At 38.5% G+C, this 19,476-nt stretch carries 18 protein-coding genes; 2 read left to right on the forward strand and 16 right to left on the reverse strand.

The features are described from left to right. Window positions 1-143: 143 nt before the first annotated feature. The 12 genes from FDK13_RS02530 to FDK13_RS02585 form a co-directional block, all read right to left on the reverse strand. Window positions 144-1,976, reverse strand: coding sequence for a TonB family protein (locus FDK13_RS02530; RefSeq protein ID WP_137338395.1), 1,833 nt, complete (start codon window positions 1,974-1,976; stop codon window positions 144-146). A gap of 5 nt (window positions 1,977-1,981) precedes the next feature. Next, on the reverse strand, window positions 1,982-4,036 hold the full coding sequence (locus FDK13_RS02535) for a M56 family metallopeptidase (protein ID WP_137338396.1): 2,055 nt from the start codon (window positions 4,034-4,036) through the stop codon (window positions 1,982-1,984). Between the two features lies 1 nt (window position 4,037). Further along, window positions 4,038-5,594 carry a M56 family metallopeptidase gene (locus FDK13_RS02540; protein WP_137338397.1) on the reverse strand — a complete coding sequence of 519 codons (1,557 nt, stop codon included), beginning with the start codon at window positions 5,592-5,594 and terminating at the stop codon, window positions 4,038-4,040. A 21-nt stretch (window positions 5,595-5,615) separates the two neighbouring features. After that, window positions 5,616-5,990, reverse strand: coding sequence for a BlaI/MecI/CopY family transcriptional regulator (locus tag FDK13_RS02545; RefSeq protein WP_137338398.1), 375 nt, complete (start codon window positions 5,988-5,990; stop codon window positions 5,616-5,618). A 151-nt stretch (window positions 5,991-6,141) separates the two neighbouring features. Next, complete coding sequence (locus FDK13_RS02550) at window positions 6,142-6,765, reverse strand: Uma2 family endonuclease (protein ID WP_137338399.1); 624 nt, start codon at window positions 6,763-6,765, stop codon at window positions 6,142-6,144. A 178-nt stretch (window positions 6,766-6,943) separates the two neighbouring features. Further along, window positions 6,944-8,383, reverse strand: coding sequence for a pyruvate kinase (gene pyk / locus FDK13_RS02555; RefSeq protein WP_137338400.1), 1,440 nt, complete (start codon window positions 8,381-8,383; stop codon window positions 6,944-6,946). A gap of 29 nt (window positions 8,384-8,412) precedes the next feature. Continuing rightward, window positions 8,413-10,908: a replication restart helicase PriA gene (gene priA / locus FDK13_RS02560; RefSeq protein ID WP_137338401.1), complete on the reverse strand. Its 2,496-nt coding sequence runs from the start codon at window positions 10,906-10,908 to the stop codon at window positions 8,413-8,415. 14 nt (window positions 10,909-10,922) lie between these two features. Further along, complete coding sequence (locus FDK13_RS02565; RefSeq protein WP_137338402.1) at window positions 10,923-11,390, reverse strand: type II toxin-antitoxin system VapC family toxin; 468 nt, start codon at window positions 11,388-11,390, stop codon at window positions 10,923-10,925. Continuing rightward, complete coding sequence (locus FDK13_RS02570; protein ID WP_137338403.1) at window positions 11,390-11,611, reverse strand: hypothetical protein; 222 nt, start codon at window positions 11,609-11,611, stop codon at window positions 11,390-11,392. The genes FDK13_RS02565 and FDK13_RS02570 overlap by 1 nt, the downstream gene beginning before the upstream one ends. 318 nt (window positions 11,612-11,929) lie before the next feature. Next, entirely contained in the window at window positions 11,930-12,148 is a 219-nt protein-coding gene (locus FDK13_RS02575; RefSeq protein ID WP_137338404.1) for a hypothetical protein, read from the reverse strand. Between the two features lie 103 nt (window positions 12,149-12,251). Further along, the gene (locus tag FDK13_RS02580) at window positions 12,252-12,854 is read right to left on the reverse strand and encodes an aminotransferase class IV (RefSeq protein ID WP_137338405.1); all 603 of its coding nucleotides are present in this window, start codon (window positions 12,852-12,854) and stop codon (window positions 12,252-12,254) included. Then, on the reverse strand, window positions 12,832-13,836 hold the full coding sequence (locus FDK13_RS02585) for an aminodeoxychorismate synthase component I (RefSeq protein WP_137338406.1): 1,005 nt from the start codon (window positions 13,834-13,836) through the stop codon (window positions 12,832-12,834). Before FDK13_RS02585 ends, FDK13_RS02580 begins: the two co-directional genes overlap by 23 nt. A gap of 208 nt (window positions 13,837-14,044) precedes the next feature. Between FDK13_RS02585 and FDK13_RS02590 the strand changes: the two genes are divergently transcribed. Continuing rightward, on the forward strand, window positions 14,045-15,052 hold the full coding sequence (locus FDK13_RS02590) for a YpdA family putative bacillithiol disulfide reductase (protein WP_137338407.1): 1,008 nt from the start codon (window positions 14,045-14,047) through the stop codon (window positions 15,050-15,052). A 26-nt stretch (window positions 15,053-15,078) separates the two neighbouring features. Here the strand turns inward: FDK13_RS02590 and FDK13_RS02595 are convergent, their stop codons facing one another. From FDK13_RS02595 to FDK13_RS02605, 3 genes are all read right to left on the reverse strand, one after another. Continuing rightward, the gene (locus FDK13_RS02595) at window positions 15,079-15,480 is read right to left on the reverse strand and encodes a type II toxin-antitoxin system VapC family toxin (protein ID WP_137338408.1); all 402 of its coding nucleotides are present in this window, start codon (window positions 15,478-15,480) and stop codon (window positions 15,079-15,081) included. Next, window positions 15,480-15,713: a hypothetical protein gene (locus FDK13_RS02600; RefSeq protein ID WP_137338409.1), complete on the reverse strand. Its 234-nt coding sequence runs from the start codon at window positions 15,711-15,713 to the stop codon at window positions 15,480-15,482. Before FDK13_RS02600 ends, FDK13_RS02595 begins: the two co-directional genes overlap by 1 nt. Before the next feature lie 79 nt (window positions 15,714-15,792). Continuing rightward, on the reverse strand, window positions 15,793-16,806 hold the full coding sequence (locus FDK13_RS02605) for a WD40/YVTN/BNR-like repeat-containing protein (protein WP_137338410.1): 1,014 nt from the start codon (window positions 16,804-16,806) through the stop codon (window positions 15,793-15,795). A gap of 194 nt (window positions 16,807-17,000) precedes the next feature. On the opposite strand from FDK13_RS02605, the gene FDK13_RS02610 reads away from it, so the two are divergent. Next, window positions 17,001-17,336, forward strand: coding sequence for a YtxH domain-containing protein (locus FDK13_RS02610; protein ID WP_137338411.1), 336 nt, complete (start codon window positions 17,001-17,003; stop codon window positions 17,334-17,336). A gap of 85 nt (window positions 17,337-17,421) precedes the next feature. Here FDK13_RS02610 and dnaG read toward each other — a convergent pair whose 3' ends face one another. Further along, on the reverse strand, window positions 17,422-19,437 hold the full coding sequence (gene dnaG / locus FDK13_RS02615) for a DNA primase (protein ID WP_137338412.1): 2,016 nt from the start codon (window positions 19,435-19,437) through the stop codon (window positions 17,422-17,424). Between the last annotated feature and the right edge of the window lie 39 nt (window positions 19,438-19,476).

Consider the following 19,476-nt stretch of genomic DNA (forward strand, 5'->3'; position numbering starts at 1 on the left):
GCAAAGCTGATTTAAGAGTGTCTGCAAAAATATTGAATTGAAAATGATTTAAGGCTTTTCAACGCAAAAATGCCCCGTGATTATTTTCACGAAGCATTATAACATTCCATCAAACTCGGTACTTATGTAATATCCTCTGAATTTTATTTTTCAGCGGGCTTGGCGATTCTTAATTGCATACCTTGAATTTTTACTTCAGGCTTTTTATCGTCTGAGAAATTAAATGCTTTTGTAAAAACTTTGTCTTGATTAGCCAATGCAGGCATTTCTGGCATTTTGTAATTAAAGTAACGTTTTTTGTTATTTTGATTGTCAGCGGGATAGCTGCCCTGATATCTCTCTTTCGCTGCAACTTCCCGTTTTAAATTGAAGCGGATAGAAAGCGTATATTCCATCGAAACCGGGCGTCCGTTTTGCCTTGCAGGTTCCCACCTTGGCATATTCAATACCAAACGAACTGCTTCGTCATCAATGCCCCAACCGATTTCTTTAACAATTTTCGGCTTGCGAACATCGCCGTTGCTATTGATTGTAAAGGATACCAGGGCAATCCCACCGGCACTTACGCCTAAAGCCTCCTCCGGATATCGGATGTTGCTTTGAATATATTTTGCTAATGCCTCTTCTCCGCCGGGAAACTGTGGTTTCTGCTCTTTAACGGAAGAGAATGACTCAGCAATTTCTTTCTTCTTTTTTCTGTCTTCGGTGATTTTTGTAACATCCTGGTAGACTGTAAATTCTGGTCCCTTCAGTTCGTTTTTTCCATTTTTAAATGTCAAAGTGTACTCCGTTTTCCCTTTTTCAACAACCAAAATTTGTGGAATATAACTGACATGACTTACAACAAGAACCCGACCCACATCTACATTTGTCATTTTGAAATGCCCCAGCGCATCCGTGGTAACAGAAATATCTCTTTCAGGATCAAAAATGTTAACCTCGGCAATTCCCAAACCGGATTCCCGGACAATATCACCTTCGATATTCATTTTAATCTTTCCTGTATCGGATTTTACGATTGCAGGGATTGATTCAGGAACAGCGGAGTTGTCAGTAATTTCAGTATCCTTATTTAACTTGGGAACTGGTGTATTTTGCACTTCTTCGGAAGTAGTTAGCTTTTCTCGCGCCGCTGTCATGAGCAAAGCAAAAAGCAGAACGGGAACAATCATCAGGTATTTTCCTAATAACCAGCGTGAATTACGATTTTTATAGATCATTTTGATTCTGCTTTTTAGGGTTGAGGAATTGAAAAAATGATTGGTAAGTAATGTTACTGGAACGGCAAGAGCATACGAGACAAGAAATCGGGCATAATGATCTCGGTTCGGCGCAGCTTCATCGGCTAAAAATTCGTGAACTTCCTGTAAAGAGATTTTATAAAACCAGATCACCGGATTAAACCAGAAAGCTACTTTGATGATTTCAATCAATAAAATATCCAGACTATGCCGTTGTTGGATATGTACCATTTCGTGTCTCAAAATCGGGTCAGGATTATTTTCATAATCGTAACGATTTAAAACGAGCCATTTTAGAAATGAGAATGAACCTGTTTTGTTGTCAGAAAGTAAGATCAGGTTGTAATCGGGCTGCTTGATTAAATCACCCTGCGATATAATCTGACTGAGATCCCAAAAGCTTTTAACGAGTTTTTTCAACATAAAAAAGGAACCGATAGCAGCACAAAACCATATCCATTCTATCCAGTCGAAAGTTTCAGGAATTGGATATTCGGCTGCTGCTGAAAAAGGAACCGCTGCGGCTACTGTGCTGACCGAATAAAACGGGGTCGGTGCGGCTTGCTCCGTTTCGGGAATACTGATGACTGGTAATAAAAAAGAGATGAGTAGTGAGCCAACGAGATAAGCGCGATTCCAGACAAAAAACGTGTGCTTTCGGAAAAGCAGCCAATAGCAGGCATAAAAAAGAATCCAGTAAATATTAACTTTCCCGAAATAAAGCAACGTTTCCATGGCGCTTATTTTTTCTTTGGTTTAATGATATATACCAGTATTTTACCCTTCGGACCATTTACAGAAAATGTCGTTTCATCTTTCAATGCAGGTATAGATTCAGCATCCTTCGGCTTCATTTTTTTTAGCCAGTCAGGTTCTTTGTTATCTTTTTCATCCTTCGCAATAGCATACTCCTTTGGGAAAATACTTTCGGCAGATTTGTATTTTGACATTCCTTTGTCCAAAGTCATTTTGACACCATACACCGTTGCCATATTGGTGGCCTGCCTAGTGATTTTTTCGCCGTGATAATTTTTTTGGTTTAGTCCCAAATCCATATTCTGGCCTGATATTGTTTGTGCCGGTGGATTATTTTCTGTAAATCTTTTAGCTAAACTTACAGTTTCCGTTTTCTGCAATTTCTGGTCAGAGGGATTGTTAGTGCTTTGCGCTAGATCTTTGTTTTGTTCTGATATTTGAATGGACTTCAAATTCTTGGCGTACCCGGAAGTCTTATTCGTATTTATCGAGCTGCCCTGACGTTTTTCCTTATCCGCTTCTAAAGCAAAAGAAATACTCAAGTTATACTGAACCGCAATGGCTCGCCTGCCTTGTCTGCCGGGTTCCCAGCGAGGCATTTTCAATACAACACGCAAAGCTTCTTCATCCAAGCCATATCCCATTCTTTCAATAATTTTCGGATTTCTGATATATCCTTTGTCATTGATAGTAAAGGAAACTTTGACATCGCCTTGCACGCCTTCACTCGCAGCTTCGGCAGGATACACAACATTTTTTGAAAGGAATTCACTAAGTTGGGCTTCTCCGCCGGGAAACTGCGGCATTTGTTCGATTACAGACATTTCAGCTTGTGCGGACCTAGGTATCGAAGAGGAATTACTTCCCGGTTGGCTTGTAAGATCGGGTGTTACGACAATCTTGCCAAGCGTATTTTCTTTCTTTCGCAGGGTAATGAAATCCTGTTGCGTACTTTTTACATCAACTACAATAGATTCATAATTAATGTGAGAAATTACTAAGCTATCCTTTAAATAAACGCCCGAAATTTCAAACTTTCCATACATATCTGTTAACGTACCAACAGTTTTACCTTTTACAATGACACTGGCGGATTCGATTGCATCACCATTTTCATCACTAACGAGACCTGTTACGCTAATTTCTTTGGTAGATAGTATTTTAAAATTATTACGTTCTATTGCAGTCAATAATCTTTCACGTGCGGCCGTAAGCATTACAACCATACCGATTATTGGAAAAATCATCAGATATTTTCCCAAAGCCCACTGAGAATTCCGGTTTTTGTAGATCATCTGAATGCGACTTTTCAACAAAGAAGAATTGAAAAAATGATTTGTTAAAGAAGCAATTGGAGCATTTAAGGCATAGGCAACCAGAAATCTTGCATATTGATCACGGTTTGGTACTTCTTCATCTGCCAGGTATTCGTGCACTTCCTGTAACGATCTTTTGTAAAACCAGAGTACAGGATTAAACCAAAATCCAACTTTTAGTATTTCAATCAAAAGAATATCCAGGCTATGCAGTTGCCGGATATGAACGGATTCGTGGCGTAGAATCGGGTCAAAATTCAGTTCGTAATCAGCAAAGTTTACAACCAGCCATTTCAAAAATGAAAAGGAGCCAATTTCATTATGTGGTAACAAAACCAGCGTATGATCTTCCAGAGGAATGGTTTCTCCCTGTTTTATCAATTTGAAAAGATCTTTGAATGCTTCCAGTAATTTGAAAAACATTAACCCGCATCCAATGATTTGTATCGCCCATACGAACTGCGTCCAATGGGTAATCACTTTTGTAGATTCCGGCCTGGAAACATAAACCGGAATTGCCGACACTGCATAAACGGCTGTTGGAATTACCCTTGCATTGTCAGGGAAATGAATGAATGGCAATGCAAAAGAAATAATTAAAGATCCGAGTAAATAAAACCGGTTCCAGACAAAAAAAGTGTGTTTACGGAATAGGAGCCAATAGCAGGCATAAAACAAAATCCAGTAAACATTAACTTTTCCAAAGTAGATCAATAAGTCCATTTCAGATCTTTTTAGTCGTTACTGAAATGACTCCGTGACTGCCTTTTTCTCCATAAGCTTCGATCGCTTTTTGATCTTTAAGGACGTCGACAGACAGGATATTTTTAGCATCAAAATTCTTCAGCATATCCTGGTCTTCAGCGATTTTTCCATCAACGACTAAAAGTGGTTTGGGTCCGGTAATCTGGATATTTACCTTGGTATTTTTAGGAGATTCTTCAATCACTTTTCCGTCTGTTGTGAGTGTTGATATGGATCCGTCCGGATTTTTGAATTGTTTGTCAATAGAAGAAGTTTTCTTTGTATCGTCCAGCTGGAAATTAATTGGCAAATTATATTTTACATTGACCGGAACTCCGTCCTGAAGGGCTGGTTTCCATTTCGGGAATTGTGATAATACGCGTACTGCTTCTTCATCACAACCAAATCCAATTCCTTTTAATACTTTTATATCGGATATTTCTCCCGTTTCTGAAACGACAAAAGTGAGAAAAACCCGACCTTCAATATTTGCTTTTATAGCCGAGGCCGGATATTTAATATGGTCTCCCAAAAATTCAAACATGGCAGTTGTTCCACCAGGAAACTCAGGTTGATTTTCAACCACCGAATATATTTTTTTGCCGATCAAACTGGGATCCAACTGGTTTTTTAAAAGTTCAGTTTTTCTACCGTCATTTTTTTCGCTACCTACGGGCTCATGACTTTCTTTACGCTCACAACCTGCCACAAATACTGCTACGGAAGTAATCACGGTTGCTGCAAGAATATAAGTACTTAGCAACCATTTCGAACTGCGATTTTTGTAGATCATCTGAATTCGGGTTTTAATTTGAGATGGTTTATAGAAATGATTGGTAAGCGAAGCGATTGGCGCATTTAAGGCATAGGAAACCAGAAAAGTCGCATAGTTTTCCCTGTTAGGTGCTTCATAATCCGCCAGGAATTCGTGCACTTCCTGTAATGATTTTTTGTAAAGTAGAAGTAGAGGGTTGAACCAGAAAATAATTTTCAACAGCTCGACAAGCAAAATATCCACACTATGCCACTGCTGCATATGAACCATTTCATGTCGTAAAATCGGATCGAAATGATTTTCATAGTCATTCCGGTTTACAACGATCCATTTTAAAAATGAGAAGGAACCAATTCGATTTGAATCAATTAAAATGATCTTGCAATCTTCCATTTCGATAAGTTCTCCATCTTTGAGAAAATGGTTGAGCTGACGGATATTGGAAAATAATTTGAACGCCATAAATAACGCACCCAGAATATAAACCGACCAAATAAATTGTGTCCAGGTAATGATTGGAATTTGTTCGGTTGGCGTTGAGCTAACCGTAAAATTTGGATTTGTAACTGAATAAGTTAACGAAATAACCGGCGCAGATTCCGGATAAATGATGAAAGGAAGCGCAAAAGATACCAGCAGAGAACTGATCAGGTAAATGCGATTCCAAACAAAAAAGGTTTGTTTGCTAAGCAACAACCGGTAACAAGCATAGAAGAGAGTCCAGTATAAGCTTACTTTGGCAACATAAATCAAAATTTCCATGGCTAACGGATGATTGATTGTTTAAGATTCGCTTTTGTGATCGTTGATCAGTTTCATGATTTCATCAAGGTCGTTCGTTTTCAGATCATTGTCTTTCACAAAAAAGGAGACCAGATTAGGTAAAGAATTGTCAAAATAATTGACCATAAGTTGCTGCATCTCATGGCGCTTATATTCTTCCTCGGTGATCAGCGGAAAATATTCATGCGTTTTTCCGTAGGCAGTATAACCGACAACTTCCTTCTTTTCCAGAATACGAATTATTGTTGAAACCGTGTTATAAGCAGGTTTTGGCTCTGGCATTTCTGCAAGTATATCTTTTACAAAGGCCTTTTTTAGATGCCAGAGTATTCGCATGATTTCTTCTTCTGCCCGTGTTAATGTTCTTACTTCCATGTTTTTCAATTGTTAAGATATTATTATTTAATAGTGGGTATTCAAATGTAAGACTATCTAATTAGTTTCACAACTATTTTATTAGTTATTATTAAAAATAAAAAAACGACATGAATTTTCCGGTCGTTTAAGGTTTTATGAAATGGTCGTTTCAGGCAAATTCAGAACCTTTTTCTTCCAAATATGCACCAACATTACAACGAATCCCGTCCAGAATTTCAACATCATAATTCCAGTCAAATGTCTGCCATTCGCTCTCAGTTGTTGCAATCATTACCTTTTTCGATTCTGTCAAAAACCAGATAACTTTTTCTGCACCGAATTCCAGCAGCTTTTTTGTCTTTATAGTGATATAACCCGTTTCTGTAAATTCTTCCAGTTCAATGTCCAGATCAATTTCAATAGAAATTTTTGGATGAACGTTAGAATAATGTTTATTGATCTTATCAATTGTTAAAACATGTTTATCGAAAATGGCAATATCTCCTGACAGGTTATTTCGTCTGTCGATATGAAGACCAGCTTCGTTCGTTGCTATAATATATTTTCTGGAATCGATCGCTTGAAAAAGAATTCTTAATAAGTATTCTATAATAAAGAACTGCAATGAACTCGAACCCATAATATCTTCAATCTTTTTCGTTTTGGCCAAAACCTCACGGTAACCTTTTCTGTACAAAGGTTTACCGTCAATTATTTCATGGATCAAAACGCTGGGTATTTCATTGGTAGAAATCTCTGTCGAAACTCTGCCTGGACCTGGTGAAGCTATCATAGTCTTTCGATTTGCTATATTCAAAGATAAAAATATGGTTTGACAAATCCTCAATATGCTTAGTAATAAGCGAATTATGATTATAAACTTATATTGAAGTCGTTTTATTTTCAGCTTAAAAACAAAAAAGCAGTGGAATCAAATTCCACTGCTCTATAATATAAATGTCAATTGAAACTTATTCTACAACGCTCAATTTTACAGCATTTGTTTTGCGCGATTTAGAAACCGGCATGCTTAATGTATTGATGAAAACGTCACCTTTTTTCAACTCACCTTTTTCGATAAGGAAAAGTTTGATGTCTTCAATCAAATCATCCGTTGACACGTCCTGATCTTTATCGTAGAAATATACTTTTGTTCCCCAATACAGCGCCAATGTGTTCATCAGAGCTTTATCCGAAGTAAAGATCAATAAACTCGCTTTTGGGCGGTGATGCGAAAGACGGAAAGAAGTATATCCAGAGCGTGTAACACCGATGATCGCAGCAGCATTGGTATCACGCGCCAAACGACATGCACTCATTACTACGTTGTCATTCAGCTTGTTTTCGCTTGGTTTTTCGTTTACGAATGCGTGGTGTTTGAAATAAACATTAAGTGAGTTTTCTTCTACTTTTTCAATCGTACGGCTCATTGTTTCAACAGCAAGCAACGGATATTTTCCGGAAGCTGTTTCTGCGCTAAGCATTACTGCATCAGCACCATCAAGTACCGAGTTAGCAACATCGCTAATCTCTGCACGTGTTCCGCGAGGACTTTCGATCATGCTTTCAAGCATTTGCGTAGCAACGATAACCGGCTTGCCTGCTTTGTTACATTTATCAACGATCATTTTCTGGATCATCGGAACTTCTTCTGCCGGTAATTCAACACCCAAATCTCCACGGGCAACCATGATTGCATCCGCAGCTTCGATGATTTCGTCAATATTCGCTACTGCTTCAGGTTTTTCAATTTTTGCGATCAAGCGCGCAAATTTGCCTTTGTTGGCAATGTATTCTTTTACTTTAATAATCTCAGAAGCAGTACGTACAAACGAAAGTGCTACCCATTCCACATTATGTTCAAGTCCGAAATCAAGATCTTCGTAATCTTTTGTAGTTACCGAAGGCATTGAAACGCGTGTATTTGGAAGGTTTACACCTTTTTTAGATTTCAACAATCCACCATAAACAACCTGAGTTACAACATCGCTTCCTTCAATTCCCGTTACCAGCACTTCAAGTTTACCGTCATCCATTAAAATACGGTCACCTATTTTCACGTCATTGTACATGCCGTCGTAAGGAGTACTTACTTTTTCAGCAGTACCTAAAACCTCTGTGTTGGAAAGAATAAGTTTATTTCCAGCCTCGATCAATACACCATCTTTTTCAGCTACAAGTCCGATGCGGATTTTTGGTCCCTGCAAATCCTGTAAAATGGCAAGGTTCAATCCGAATTCTTCGTTTATTTCGCGAATAGTATTAAGCCTGGCCAGGTGGTCTGCATGCGTACCATGAGAAAAGTTTAGACGAAAAACATTTACGCCGGCAACTGCCAAAGCATGAAGCATTTCTTTTGTTTCTGATGTTGGGCCTACGGTAGCAACAATTTTGGTTTTCTTGGAAGACATAGAGTTAATTGCAGTATTATATGAATTTACTAAACACAATCCACATCAATCACGACGTGGACGCCTTTTATGGTTTTATCGGTTAGAATATCAATGACTTTTTCTTGTATAAACGACTTTGCCGCCTTAAAATTAATCTTTTCTCGTTCAAGTTTAATGAGAATGTCGAACAAAAACTGATTTCTTACTCTTTCAACCAACGGAGGCTCCGGTCCGAGCACCCGGCTTTGCCCTAAATTGGCTGTTAATTTTTCTGCCAAAACGACTGCGGCGCGTTTTGAAGTTGCCTCGTCAACATGCTTTACTGTTATTTTGATTAGCCTGGTAAATGGCGGATAGTGATATTGTTCACGCTCTAAAATTTCCGCATCGTACATGCCGGTGTAATCATTCTGAATAATTCTTTCCAGTATTTTCTGCGCCGGATTTGCAGTTTGGATCAATACTTTTCCGGGTTTGTCGGCCCTTCGTCCGGCTCTTCCGCTTACCTGGGTAAGCATTTGAAAAGCTCGTTCCGACGCCCGAAATTCCGGGAAATGGATAATTCTGTCAGCGTCAAAAATACCAACCATACTTACATTATCAAAATCTAAACCTTTGCTGACCATCTGTGTACCAACTAAAATATCAGTACCGCCTTCTTCAAATTCCTGTATAATTTGCTGATAAGCGTTTTTTGCCCGTGTCGTATCAAAATCCATTCGTTGTACACGTGCGGCTGGCAGCAACAAATGTAATTCTTCTTCAATTTTCTCCGTCCCGTAACCCATCGTTTTTACTTTCGGAGAGCCACAAGCCGGACAAGTCCTTGGTACTTCTTCCTTATGTCCGCAATAATGGCAGCGAAGTTCAGCCACTTTCATATGATAAGTAAGGCTGACATCACAGTTTGCACATTCGGAAATCCAGCTGCATTCTTCACACTGCATGTAAGGAGAATAGCCGCGACGATTTTGGAATAAAATCGTTTGTTCTTTATTATTTAAATTTGATTCAAGATGTTCGAGCAAAACGGATGAAAATTCATTTTTCATCGTTTTCTGCTTTTTTTCTTTTTTCGTGTCAATTAAAACAAAAGTAGGTAAAGCTGCATTACCAAATCGTTGTGTTATTTCTACCAGTCCATAACGGCCACTTCTTGCGTGATAATAACTTTCCAGCGAAGGCGTTGCAGAACCCAAAAGGGTTTTAGCTTTGTGCATATAAGCCATAATCACGGCTACGTCACGGGCATGGTAACGAGGAGCGGGATCATGTTGTTTGTAGGAAGTTTCGTGCTCTTCATCCACAATGATCAGGCCAAGATTATCAAAAGGCAAAAATATGGCAGAACGAACGCCGACCACAAACTGAAATTTCCCATCCAGAATTCCTTTCCAGACTTCCACGCGCTCATTGTCGGAAAATTTGGAATGATAAATTCCCATTGCATCACCGAATACTTTTCGTAAACGAACCACGATTTGCGTTGTCAAAGCAATTTCTGGTAATAGAAATAAAACCTGTGACCCGCTTTCCATCGCCTGTTTGATCAGTTCAATATAAACTTCGGTTTTTCCACTTCCGGTAATGCCAAGTAAAAGCACCACTTCTTTTTCAGAAAATGCCTCATGGATTTCCTTGAAGGCAGTTGTTTGGGATTCTGTCAAATTTACAACCGCTGGAGGACCCAGCGGAATATCGGCGAAGCGGGAAACGACAATATCAAATTGTTCAAAAACTCCTTTTTTAATTAAAGTTTGTAAAGCAGAATCTGATAAGCTGTCGTCTTGGGAAAAGATTGATTTATCAAGACCTTTTTGATTTAAATCGGCGTGATTATAAACCGGAACGTGGCTTAAATAACGCATCAAAATATCCTGCTGCTTCGGAATTTTATCAAGTGATGAAGTTAATTCTACCAAAGATTTCTCTGAAACAAAGGCGCTGGTCAAACGTATTTTTTTGACAACTTTTGGCTTATATTTTTCTTTTACTTCTTCAAAAAGAATAATAGCGCGTTTTCCAACCAGAGATTTTATTACGGCCGTAATATTTGTCTGGTTGACCATCCTGGCCACTTCTTCATAAGATAGCGTAGCATGTTTTTTTATTTCATCCAGAATAAACCGTTCCTGATCGGTTAGTAACTCTTCATAATCAAATTCAGGATTGTGCTGAATTCTTGACTGACTTGTAATTTTCAATCCGGCAGGAAGGGCAACATTTAATACTTCGCCGATATTACACAGATAGTATTCTGAAATCCAGTTGAAAAGTTCGAGCTGCTTAGTGGTGATAATTGGTTCATCATCAAGCAATTCAAGGATATATTTTGCCTGATAAAGTGCCGGGGGATTGGAATGTATATGGGCAACAACGGCCGTGATAACACGGTTTTTCCCAAATTGTACAATCACCCGGGCACCTACTTTAATCATCTCAGCCATCGTCCGCGGAACTCTGTATGTGAAGAGCCTCGGAACAGGAACCGGAAGAATCAAATCGGCGAATAAGGTAATTTCGTCCTCAAAAAGGGAGGTCATTGGCAAAATCTGGTTTATTTTCTTTTAAAAAAGGGTAAAAGATGCTTCTGATCAATTTTTCTAACATCAAAAAAGACATTGTTCAAATGGTCAAAATCAGAATCAGTAGTAATCAACTGAAGCCCTAAGAGCGCAGCAAGGGAAGCAATCCAAAGATCATTTTTCCCCATATTTCTTGGTGTGACAAAAGGATATGTTTTAAATGCAGGATTTGCTATTTGCGAATAAGCATCAATTTCAGTGTAAATATCGACGTTAAAATTACTGACATCAACGATATTGACCTGGTCTAAAAAGATATCAAGTAAATCCCTTCTTTTACTTCCCCAATTGTTCTGCAACGCTATGGATTTAATTTCCGCTTCTGAAACAACGGAAACATATAAAGGTAAGTTCTCGGGGTTAAGAAACTTGATTATGCCATATCCGTCAGAAGCTCTTATAACGGCAAGAATTATATTTGTATCAAATAGAAGATTCATTACTTGGTGGCATCAAGCTGGGCCATTAATTTTTCCCATTCTTCTGATGTAAAGGGTTCGGCAGGTTCAGCATTTTTAAGCGCACTAATTAATGTTTCGTTACTTTTTCCAGTCTTTCTACCAAAAGCTGTAGCACCTCCCGAAGCCAGAATTTCTTCAGGAGAATGTGAAGTATGTGTTTTAAACAGACTGGTTTTAGAAGAAAACAACTTAGCTCTCATGTTGATTTAGTTCTTGTAGATCAAATATACAAAAAATAAGTTGGAGGGGTGAAATGATATAATAATCAAAGAAAGCCAGTAACAAAATCTGACCTTTTTGTATCCGATAAAGAAGTAAATTATGCTTGGTAATCACGGCTTCTCTAATAGTGCTTTTATCAGAAATTCGTCTGAATGAATTTGGATATTCGCTAATTTGACTGATTAAAGTATCTGCTTTATAAACAAAGTCTTTAACAACAGTTTCATTTCAATCTTCTTGTAAATAGGATATTATGTCATGAAAGTTATTTAATGCTTTTGGTGACGAGATAACTTTTAAAGCCATTTTTTATAAGTTTCTCTGGCTGAGTTATGGTTTATTCCCTCACCATTCTCAATTTGTTTTATAGATTCTTTCACATCAAAAACGACTTTGTCTGGTAAGTCGTCCCAGTCTTCCTCAAACTCAGTCTTATACTCAATAGCCAGGCTATCCAAAAAAGCCAGTATGACCTTTTCTTCCTGCTCATTCCGCGTATTTACTAAAATACTCATATGACTAAATGTTATAATGAATCAGACAATTAAATATTGCACCGGTTTCACTGGTAATCAAATTTACATCTTTGAATTTAACAGAACTATTTCTTTTAAAGTTTTATTGGATAGCCTTGATTCCCAAAACAATAGAATTTTCCCAATCAACCATCGCATTAAATAATTTAATATGACTGTAATTAGAAATATCGTTTTCCGAGATTCTGACTTCCTGGATAATGCCGGAATCTAAAAGAAATGCTCTTTGGGTTCCTGGTAACAACGGTGTATCAGGTGTGAACCATTGGCTATCTTTCAGAAAAGCAACATTACAATATAACGAATCCGTGACTATCCCATTTTTGATAATCAGTATTTCTTCTGCCTCGCCTCGCTTTTCATAAAGATTATTTAAAGCAATACGATCATTGTATTTATATGAATAATCAATTGTATCATCATACACACGCTGGATTTTTGTGATCGTCCGAAAATTATATGGCTCCCATTTTATGTTGTCAATATCTTCGTAATAGGCTAATCTGCATTTATGGGCTGCATCCGTAACATAGTCAGGAATTGTTATTAACTCTGATAAATTCCATGAATCCGTAAAACCAAATAACTCAGTTCTGGTTTTGTTCAGACGTGTTTCGTGATAAGATAAATTGATTAGCTGACGATTTTGAACACAAATCGTTTCAAAGCACAATGGAAGGGACATGGGCGAATGGTAAGTAGACTTTATCAATTAATTCCTGGTATTCACTTTTGGCATCACTTTTAGCCGTTATTCCGCCACCGCTTTTGAAAACCAGTTTTCCGTTCTGATTTTCTATATATCGGATCATGACCGCACTTTCAAAATTTTCACCATCAAAATAACCCATTATGCCGGTGTAATAACCTCGTTCATAGCCTTCTGCATCTTTGATGATTTGCAAAGTGCTGGGTTTTGGTGCTCCGCTAATGCTTCCGGCGGGAAGTAGTTTTAGTAATAAATCACCAAATTTTCTGTCAAAATTATCAGGTAAAATCCCTGCAATTTCCGAGCTTACCTGTAAAAGTGTTTTCTGATGTGTTTCAATTTGTTCAATATAACGATAACGTTCCACCCAAACTTTATCAGCTACGATACTGATATCATTTCTGATAAGGTCAACAATGGTGGCGTGCTCAGCAGCTTCTTTCGGATCAGATAAAATTACTTTTTCGGCATTAGGAAAAGATGCGTCAATTGTCCCTTTCATTGGAAATGATGAAATCCGTTTTCCTTTTATTTTGATAAAAATTTCCGGGGAAAAGCAGACAAACTGGTCTTTTAACCAAAAACGGTAAGGTGCTTTACTGTGTTCAAAAATATCTTTTAAACCGAGATTCGTTTCTATTGGTGTTGGAACCGAAAGGTTAACAAGAAAGGAATTTCCCGCTTTGAGATTTTTGACAACGTGATTAAATTTCATTTGATAGTCATCAAACGAAATTGGATTTTTCCTGAAATGAAAATCAGGTAAGGATTCATCTTTATTTTTCAATGAATAATTCGTAAATCCATCAAAATCAAATAAAATTTCGGATGCGTCAACCTCATCCAAACGCCGGGCAACCGGTTTTTGTAATAAAAAGTCAATAAGAAAGACAAACGGAATTTTCCGTTTCCCCCAGTCATTGAGGCATTCTGAAAAATTTTGTATCGTGTTTGTCAATGGAAAAAATAATAATTGCGACAGGTACTTTTAACAGTCTGCAAATTTACAAAGTTCAGAAACCAATCGTTTAAATAAAGAGTTAGCACTATAACGAGGATTTAAGAAAGTGGTCATATTAATCGTTTTGGCCGTAATCTATTTTAAATTTACTACTGAAATCCGATTGCTGACAGCAAAGCCAAATAAGATTTAGAAAACCAGACTCATGCATATTCACGACGTTATCATTATCGGGGGCGGACCTTGCGGCCTGGCCATGGCGATTGAAGCTACTAAAAATGGTCTTGATCATTTAATTCTTGAAAAGGGAAATATCACAGAATCAATCCGCAATTATCCGCGGCGGATGCGTTTTTTTTCAACGGCTGAAAATATTGAAATAGGAGGTATCCCTTTTGCCATTTCAGAAGTAAAAGCGAACAGAAATGAAGCGTTGCAGTATTATCGGAAGGTTGCTGGTTATTTCAATCTGAATTTCAAGCTTTTCGTCGATGTGGAGCGCACGGAAAAACAGACTGATGGAACATTTCTTGTTTACGCAAATGACGGGCAGATTTTTCAGTCAAAAACGGTGGTTCTGGCCACAGGTTATTTCGATGTACCTCGTAAATTAAATGTTCCGGGAGAGAATTTGCCGCATGTTTCTCATTATTATGATGAACCGTTCAAATACTCATATACCAACGTAGTTTTGGTAGGCGGTTCCAATTCTTCTGTCGAGGCAGCTTTGGAATTGTATCGTCATGATGCACATGTGACGATTGTGCACAAAGAGGCAGACTTTCGTACAAAAGTAAAATACTGGTTAGTTCCGGATGTGAAGAACCGTGTTAAAGAAGGTAAAATTCATACACGTTTTAATAATATTACCAAGGTAATTGAGCCAGGAAGAATTCAGATTGAAAATATTGAAACCGGCGAACTGGAATGGCTGCCAGCAGATTTTGTTTTTTTGTTAGTAGGTTATTTGCCGGATGAACATTTATTATTCCGTTGCGGTATTGTACTTGATCCGCAAACCAAGGTCCCAACATTTGATCCTGAAACTTTTGAAACTAATATTCCGGGCTTGTACTTATGCGGAACGGTGATGGCCGGCGTTTTTACAGAAAAAATCTTTATAGAAAACGGGCGTGATCATGCGGCAGCAATTGCCGATCATTTGATGGGACGGGAAGTAAGGAAGGTGAAGGAGTTGATTGACAGGATTTGATAGAAAAGGAAAATACGATTTACTATCTAAGCAATGATAAGTTCAATTTGTGTTGTATATAATTTGAACTTATCATCAGCTGAAATGATAATCAGATTTTCGGTTAATGCAGTAGAAAGAATAAGTCTGTCAAAAGGATCTTTATGCGTTTCTGATAATGGTATTCGACTGTAATTAGAAATATGTTTTTCCGTAATTGGTAGTATTTCAAAACCATCCTGATTACTTACTGAAATTATGTCTTCAATCGATGCTGGAAATTCTGATAACTTACCCGTTTTTTGCTTAATAGCAATTTCGTAGAGACTTATCATACTAACATAAATAAAATTATCTACGTCCATTAGTAAGCTTAAAATTTCATTACTCAATCTTTTATCGTCAAGTTGAAACCAAATGAGGATTTGTGTGTCAATGAGATATTTCATTACATGTAATCTTTCATTTCATCCAATTGTTCGTCAAAATCATTGGGAATGGACATGTGTTTCCCTGCCAGATGTTTTAAGCGATTAAGTCCACCCGGTTGGCGTTTTTGTTTTTCAGGCGTTTCAATTTCTTCGAGGAAGAGAACAACAACCTTAGATTTATTTTTAGTTGGGGGAGTTTCACTAAGTGTTAGCACTCCATTTTCAAAAACTCCGCTTATTGATGTGTACATAGCCTTTACTGAATGTGTTTATCAAATTACAAAATTTTTGGATTTCAAAAGAATAATTAACAATATTTTCTGCAAGTTCTCACTCCGCAAACACCAATCTCCTCCGTTTTTTATTCCTTGAAATCTTCTCAATTTTCCCAATCAGACCTTTCCCGCCAACGGCATAGCCAACATTTCCTGCGAAGCTAACTGCATGAAAAGGTTCGGTACCAACCGCCGTCCAAGTTTCTCCCTGATTAACAGAAGAACTGCTTCCTGATGGGCCAACGGCAACCAGCGCAACATCATCTGAGCGAATCTGAGTGTCGCCGTTCCAGGTTGAGTAATGTTTATGATAAATTGAAACGGCTTCTTTTAATCCAAGCGGTTTAGTACTCGGGCCAAATTTCCAGGTTACACCGCCGTCGTTCGTTAACAAAACATTTCTGGTTGTGTCGGAAATATTTTTATAATCACCACCTACTGCAATTCCATCCTTTTTTGACCAAAAATGCAAACCAAAAATACCACTCGTAGGTCCGGCTGGCATCGGTGTTTCTGAAACCTGCCAGTGGCGTCCAAAGTCTTCCGACCGGAAAACACGGGCCATTTTACCTCCGCCGGTCCCGATAAAAACTTTATCTTTTCCAACGGCCAGAATGGAGGTTCCGCTTGCTGCAAAAGATGCTTCTCCGGGCTGTCCTTCCGGACGGTTTTCCAAAGGTAATTCCTGCCAGGTTTTTCCTCCGTCTTCTGTGGTCAGCATAAACAATCTGCCATTTAAAGGATCTCCAAGGCATATTCCCTGGTTTTTATTCCAAAAATCGATACCATCCAAAAATACCCCGGTTTGTGTAGATTGGTACACAAGATTCCAGGTTTCTCCGCCATCTTCCGTTCGGTATATTTTCGCTCTTCCGGTTTCTGCCAGTCCGGCACTCATGGCAACGGCCGTTTCGCGACCGAATGCGTGGATATCGCGAAAATCCAGTGAGTCGGCGCCAGGGACTTTCATCACCGACCAGCTTTTTCCGCCATTAACAGTACGTAAAACGGTTCCGGATGATCCTCCGATCCAACAGGTGGTTGGTGTTACAGCATGAACCCCGCGCATATTGACCACCGTTTTTATTGTCAATATGTCCCATTGGGAATATGCGTTTGTAGAACTCAGAAATGTTGCTGACAGAATTATCAGAAAAATTGCGAAATGATGGGCAAATAGGAGGTTAGATTGTTTTTTTGGCACGGTATTTTTGTAAATTTGGTTGACTATGTATTTTACATCACACAAAATAAGACTTTGATATGAACAAGAATCAAAAATTTCTAATAGGGACACTAAGCGCTTTGGTTACAGGTGTTGCAATTGGTTTGTTAGTTGCTCCAAAGAAAGGGAAAGATACGCGTAAGCTGATTAAAAGTAAAGCATATGATTTTGGCGATACTGTAAAAAGCAAAGCGGGTGACCTCGGCGGAACAGCGAAGGATACATATGAAAAGAGCCTTGAAGAACTTTCAGTCTTAGCTGACAAATTGAAAGAAGGGTTCTTTAAAAATGTAAATGTGGCGAAAGATAAAGCCAGCTCAGTAGCAGATAACGTAAACGAAAAAGTTAGAAGTGTTGTAAATCACAACGTGTAATTAACTTATTGTTAGTAACATATATTGGCCGATTCATGCGAATCGGCCTTTTTTGTGTTTAAAAAATGTTTGTTTGAAACAAATATTATCCAATTACACTTCCTAGTTCTTTCGCTGCTGCCATACTGATTCCTTTATAGAAAATGTATTCATTCATGAGTGCATTTTCCTGATCCTCGGTCGTAGCTTTCTTCAATTCTTCCATACAAATTTTCATCTTTTCTTCAATAAAAGCCTTTTTCAGACGAAGAATATTGATGAAACTGCTTTTGTCCAGCATATCTAATTCGGATGGTACATATATCTCAAATTTTTCTGTCCAGAGCGTACTTAATTCATATTTATTTGTGAGCCAGCTGATGGTCAGATTTCGAATCTCCTTTTCATGATGATTCTGAAAATAATCTGTCTGTAAAACAACTTCCCGACCATGGTTTTCACGGAACAAAGTCAACAGGTGATGAAAGACAGGATCCTTGAAATCGATACCCTGAATTTCGCCCAAAACATAAGCGCAAACAGAAATTGTTGGTTCAAGCTCATGTGCGCCATATAAAATCAAAAGCCTGATAAATGCCTCTTCCTGATAATAAAGTTTTGTCCGCTGGCTTGATTCTTCTATTTCGGTAGAAGCCGGGCCCGTTGATTCCGACTCGAAGAAATCAGCAGGAGGTCCATCGTTAGAAAATGGAATATCCTGCGGTCCTTGGGGTATTGTAGGACGGTTACCGCGTTCCTGAGGTTTTGGCTGCGTATGAAGCTTCCTGAGTAATTTATTTCCTTCTGAAATAAGCATTTGCTCATCGACTTTCATCATTTCTGATGTGCGATGAAAAAATACCTGGCGCTTGATTGCATCCGGGATTTTTATAATGCTGTTTACAACGTCACCAATCACAGCTGCAAGCCTGAAAGGATCATTGCCGGCATCCTGCAATAAGGTTTCAGTTTTGAAGGTTATAAAATCTTTGGAAGCTTTTTTCAAATATTCCTTAAACGCTTCTGCTCCAACCCGGCGCACATAGCTATCCGGATCTTCTCCGTCAGGGAAAAGTACGATACTAACATTTAGGCCTTCTTCCAAAACCAGATCAAGACCACGCAAGGCAGCTTTTATGCCGGCAACATCACCGTCATATAAAATGGTAATATTTGGTGTAAAACGGCCGATCAAGCGAATCTGCTCAATAGTAAGCGAGGTGCCAGAAGATGCTACAACGTTCTCAATACCAGCCTGATGCAGCGATACTACATCCGTATAACCTTCTACCAAATAACAGGCTTCCAGCTGCCTGATCGCATTTTTTGCCTGAAAAATTCCATACAGAATATCACTTTTATGATAAACTTCTGTTTCCGGAGAATTCAGATATTTAGGTTGGGAAGCACCTTTACCGGATTTATCTGTTTTTAAAATACGTGCCCCGAATGCAATCACTTTTCCGGCTACGTTGTGAATCGGAAAAATAACACGTCCCCTAAAACGGTCATATCCGGCCGTCTGGCGGCCCGCCGCGCGGCTGCCTTCTTTGTGAATCAGTAGCCCTGCTTTTTCCAGGATATCAGCAGTATATCCTTTATTTAAAGCTTCTTTGGTAAAAGCATCCCAAGTGTCGGGGCTATATCCAAGCTCAAATTTCTTTTGAATATCATTCGTAAATCCACGTTCGCGGAAATAACTGAGGCCGATTGATTGCCCTTCGTCAGTATCGTGAAGCTGTTGGAGATAGAAGTTTTTTGCAAAATTTAAGATAATATAAAGACTTTCACGCGCATTCTGGCGGAGTGCTTCTTCATCGGTAACTTCCTCTTCCTGAATTTCAATCTGATATTTGTTGGCCAGGTAACGTAATGCTTCACCATAACCAACGCCATCAATATCCATCACAAACTTAATTGCATCGCCCGCAGCTCCGCATCCAAAACATTTGAAGATCTGCCGGACGGGATTAACGTTAAACGACGGGGACTTTTCATTATGAAAAGGACAACAAGCCGAATAGTTTGCTCCTTTTTTCTTCAAAGCCACAAAATCCCCTACCACTTCCACAATGTCAGCGGATTGTTTGATCCTGTCAACCGTTTCGGGATTAATGCGCATTTTTTATTTTATCAATTTTAATTTTTTTTGACTTTATCG

This window comes from Dyadobacter frigoris, from assembly GCF_005280585.1.
GTDB classification, from domain to species: domain Bacteria; phylum Bacteroidota; class Bacteroidia; order Cytophagales; family Spirosomataceae; genus Dyadobacter; species Dyadobacter frigoris.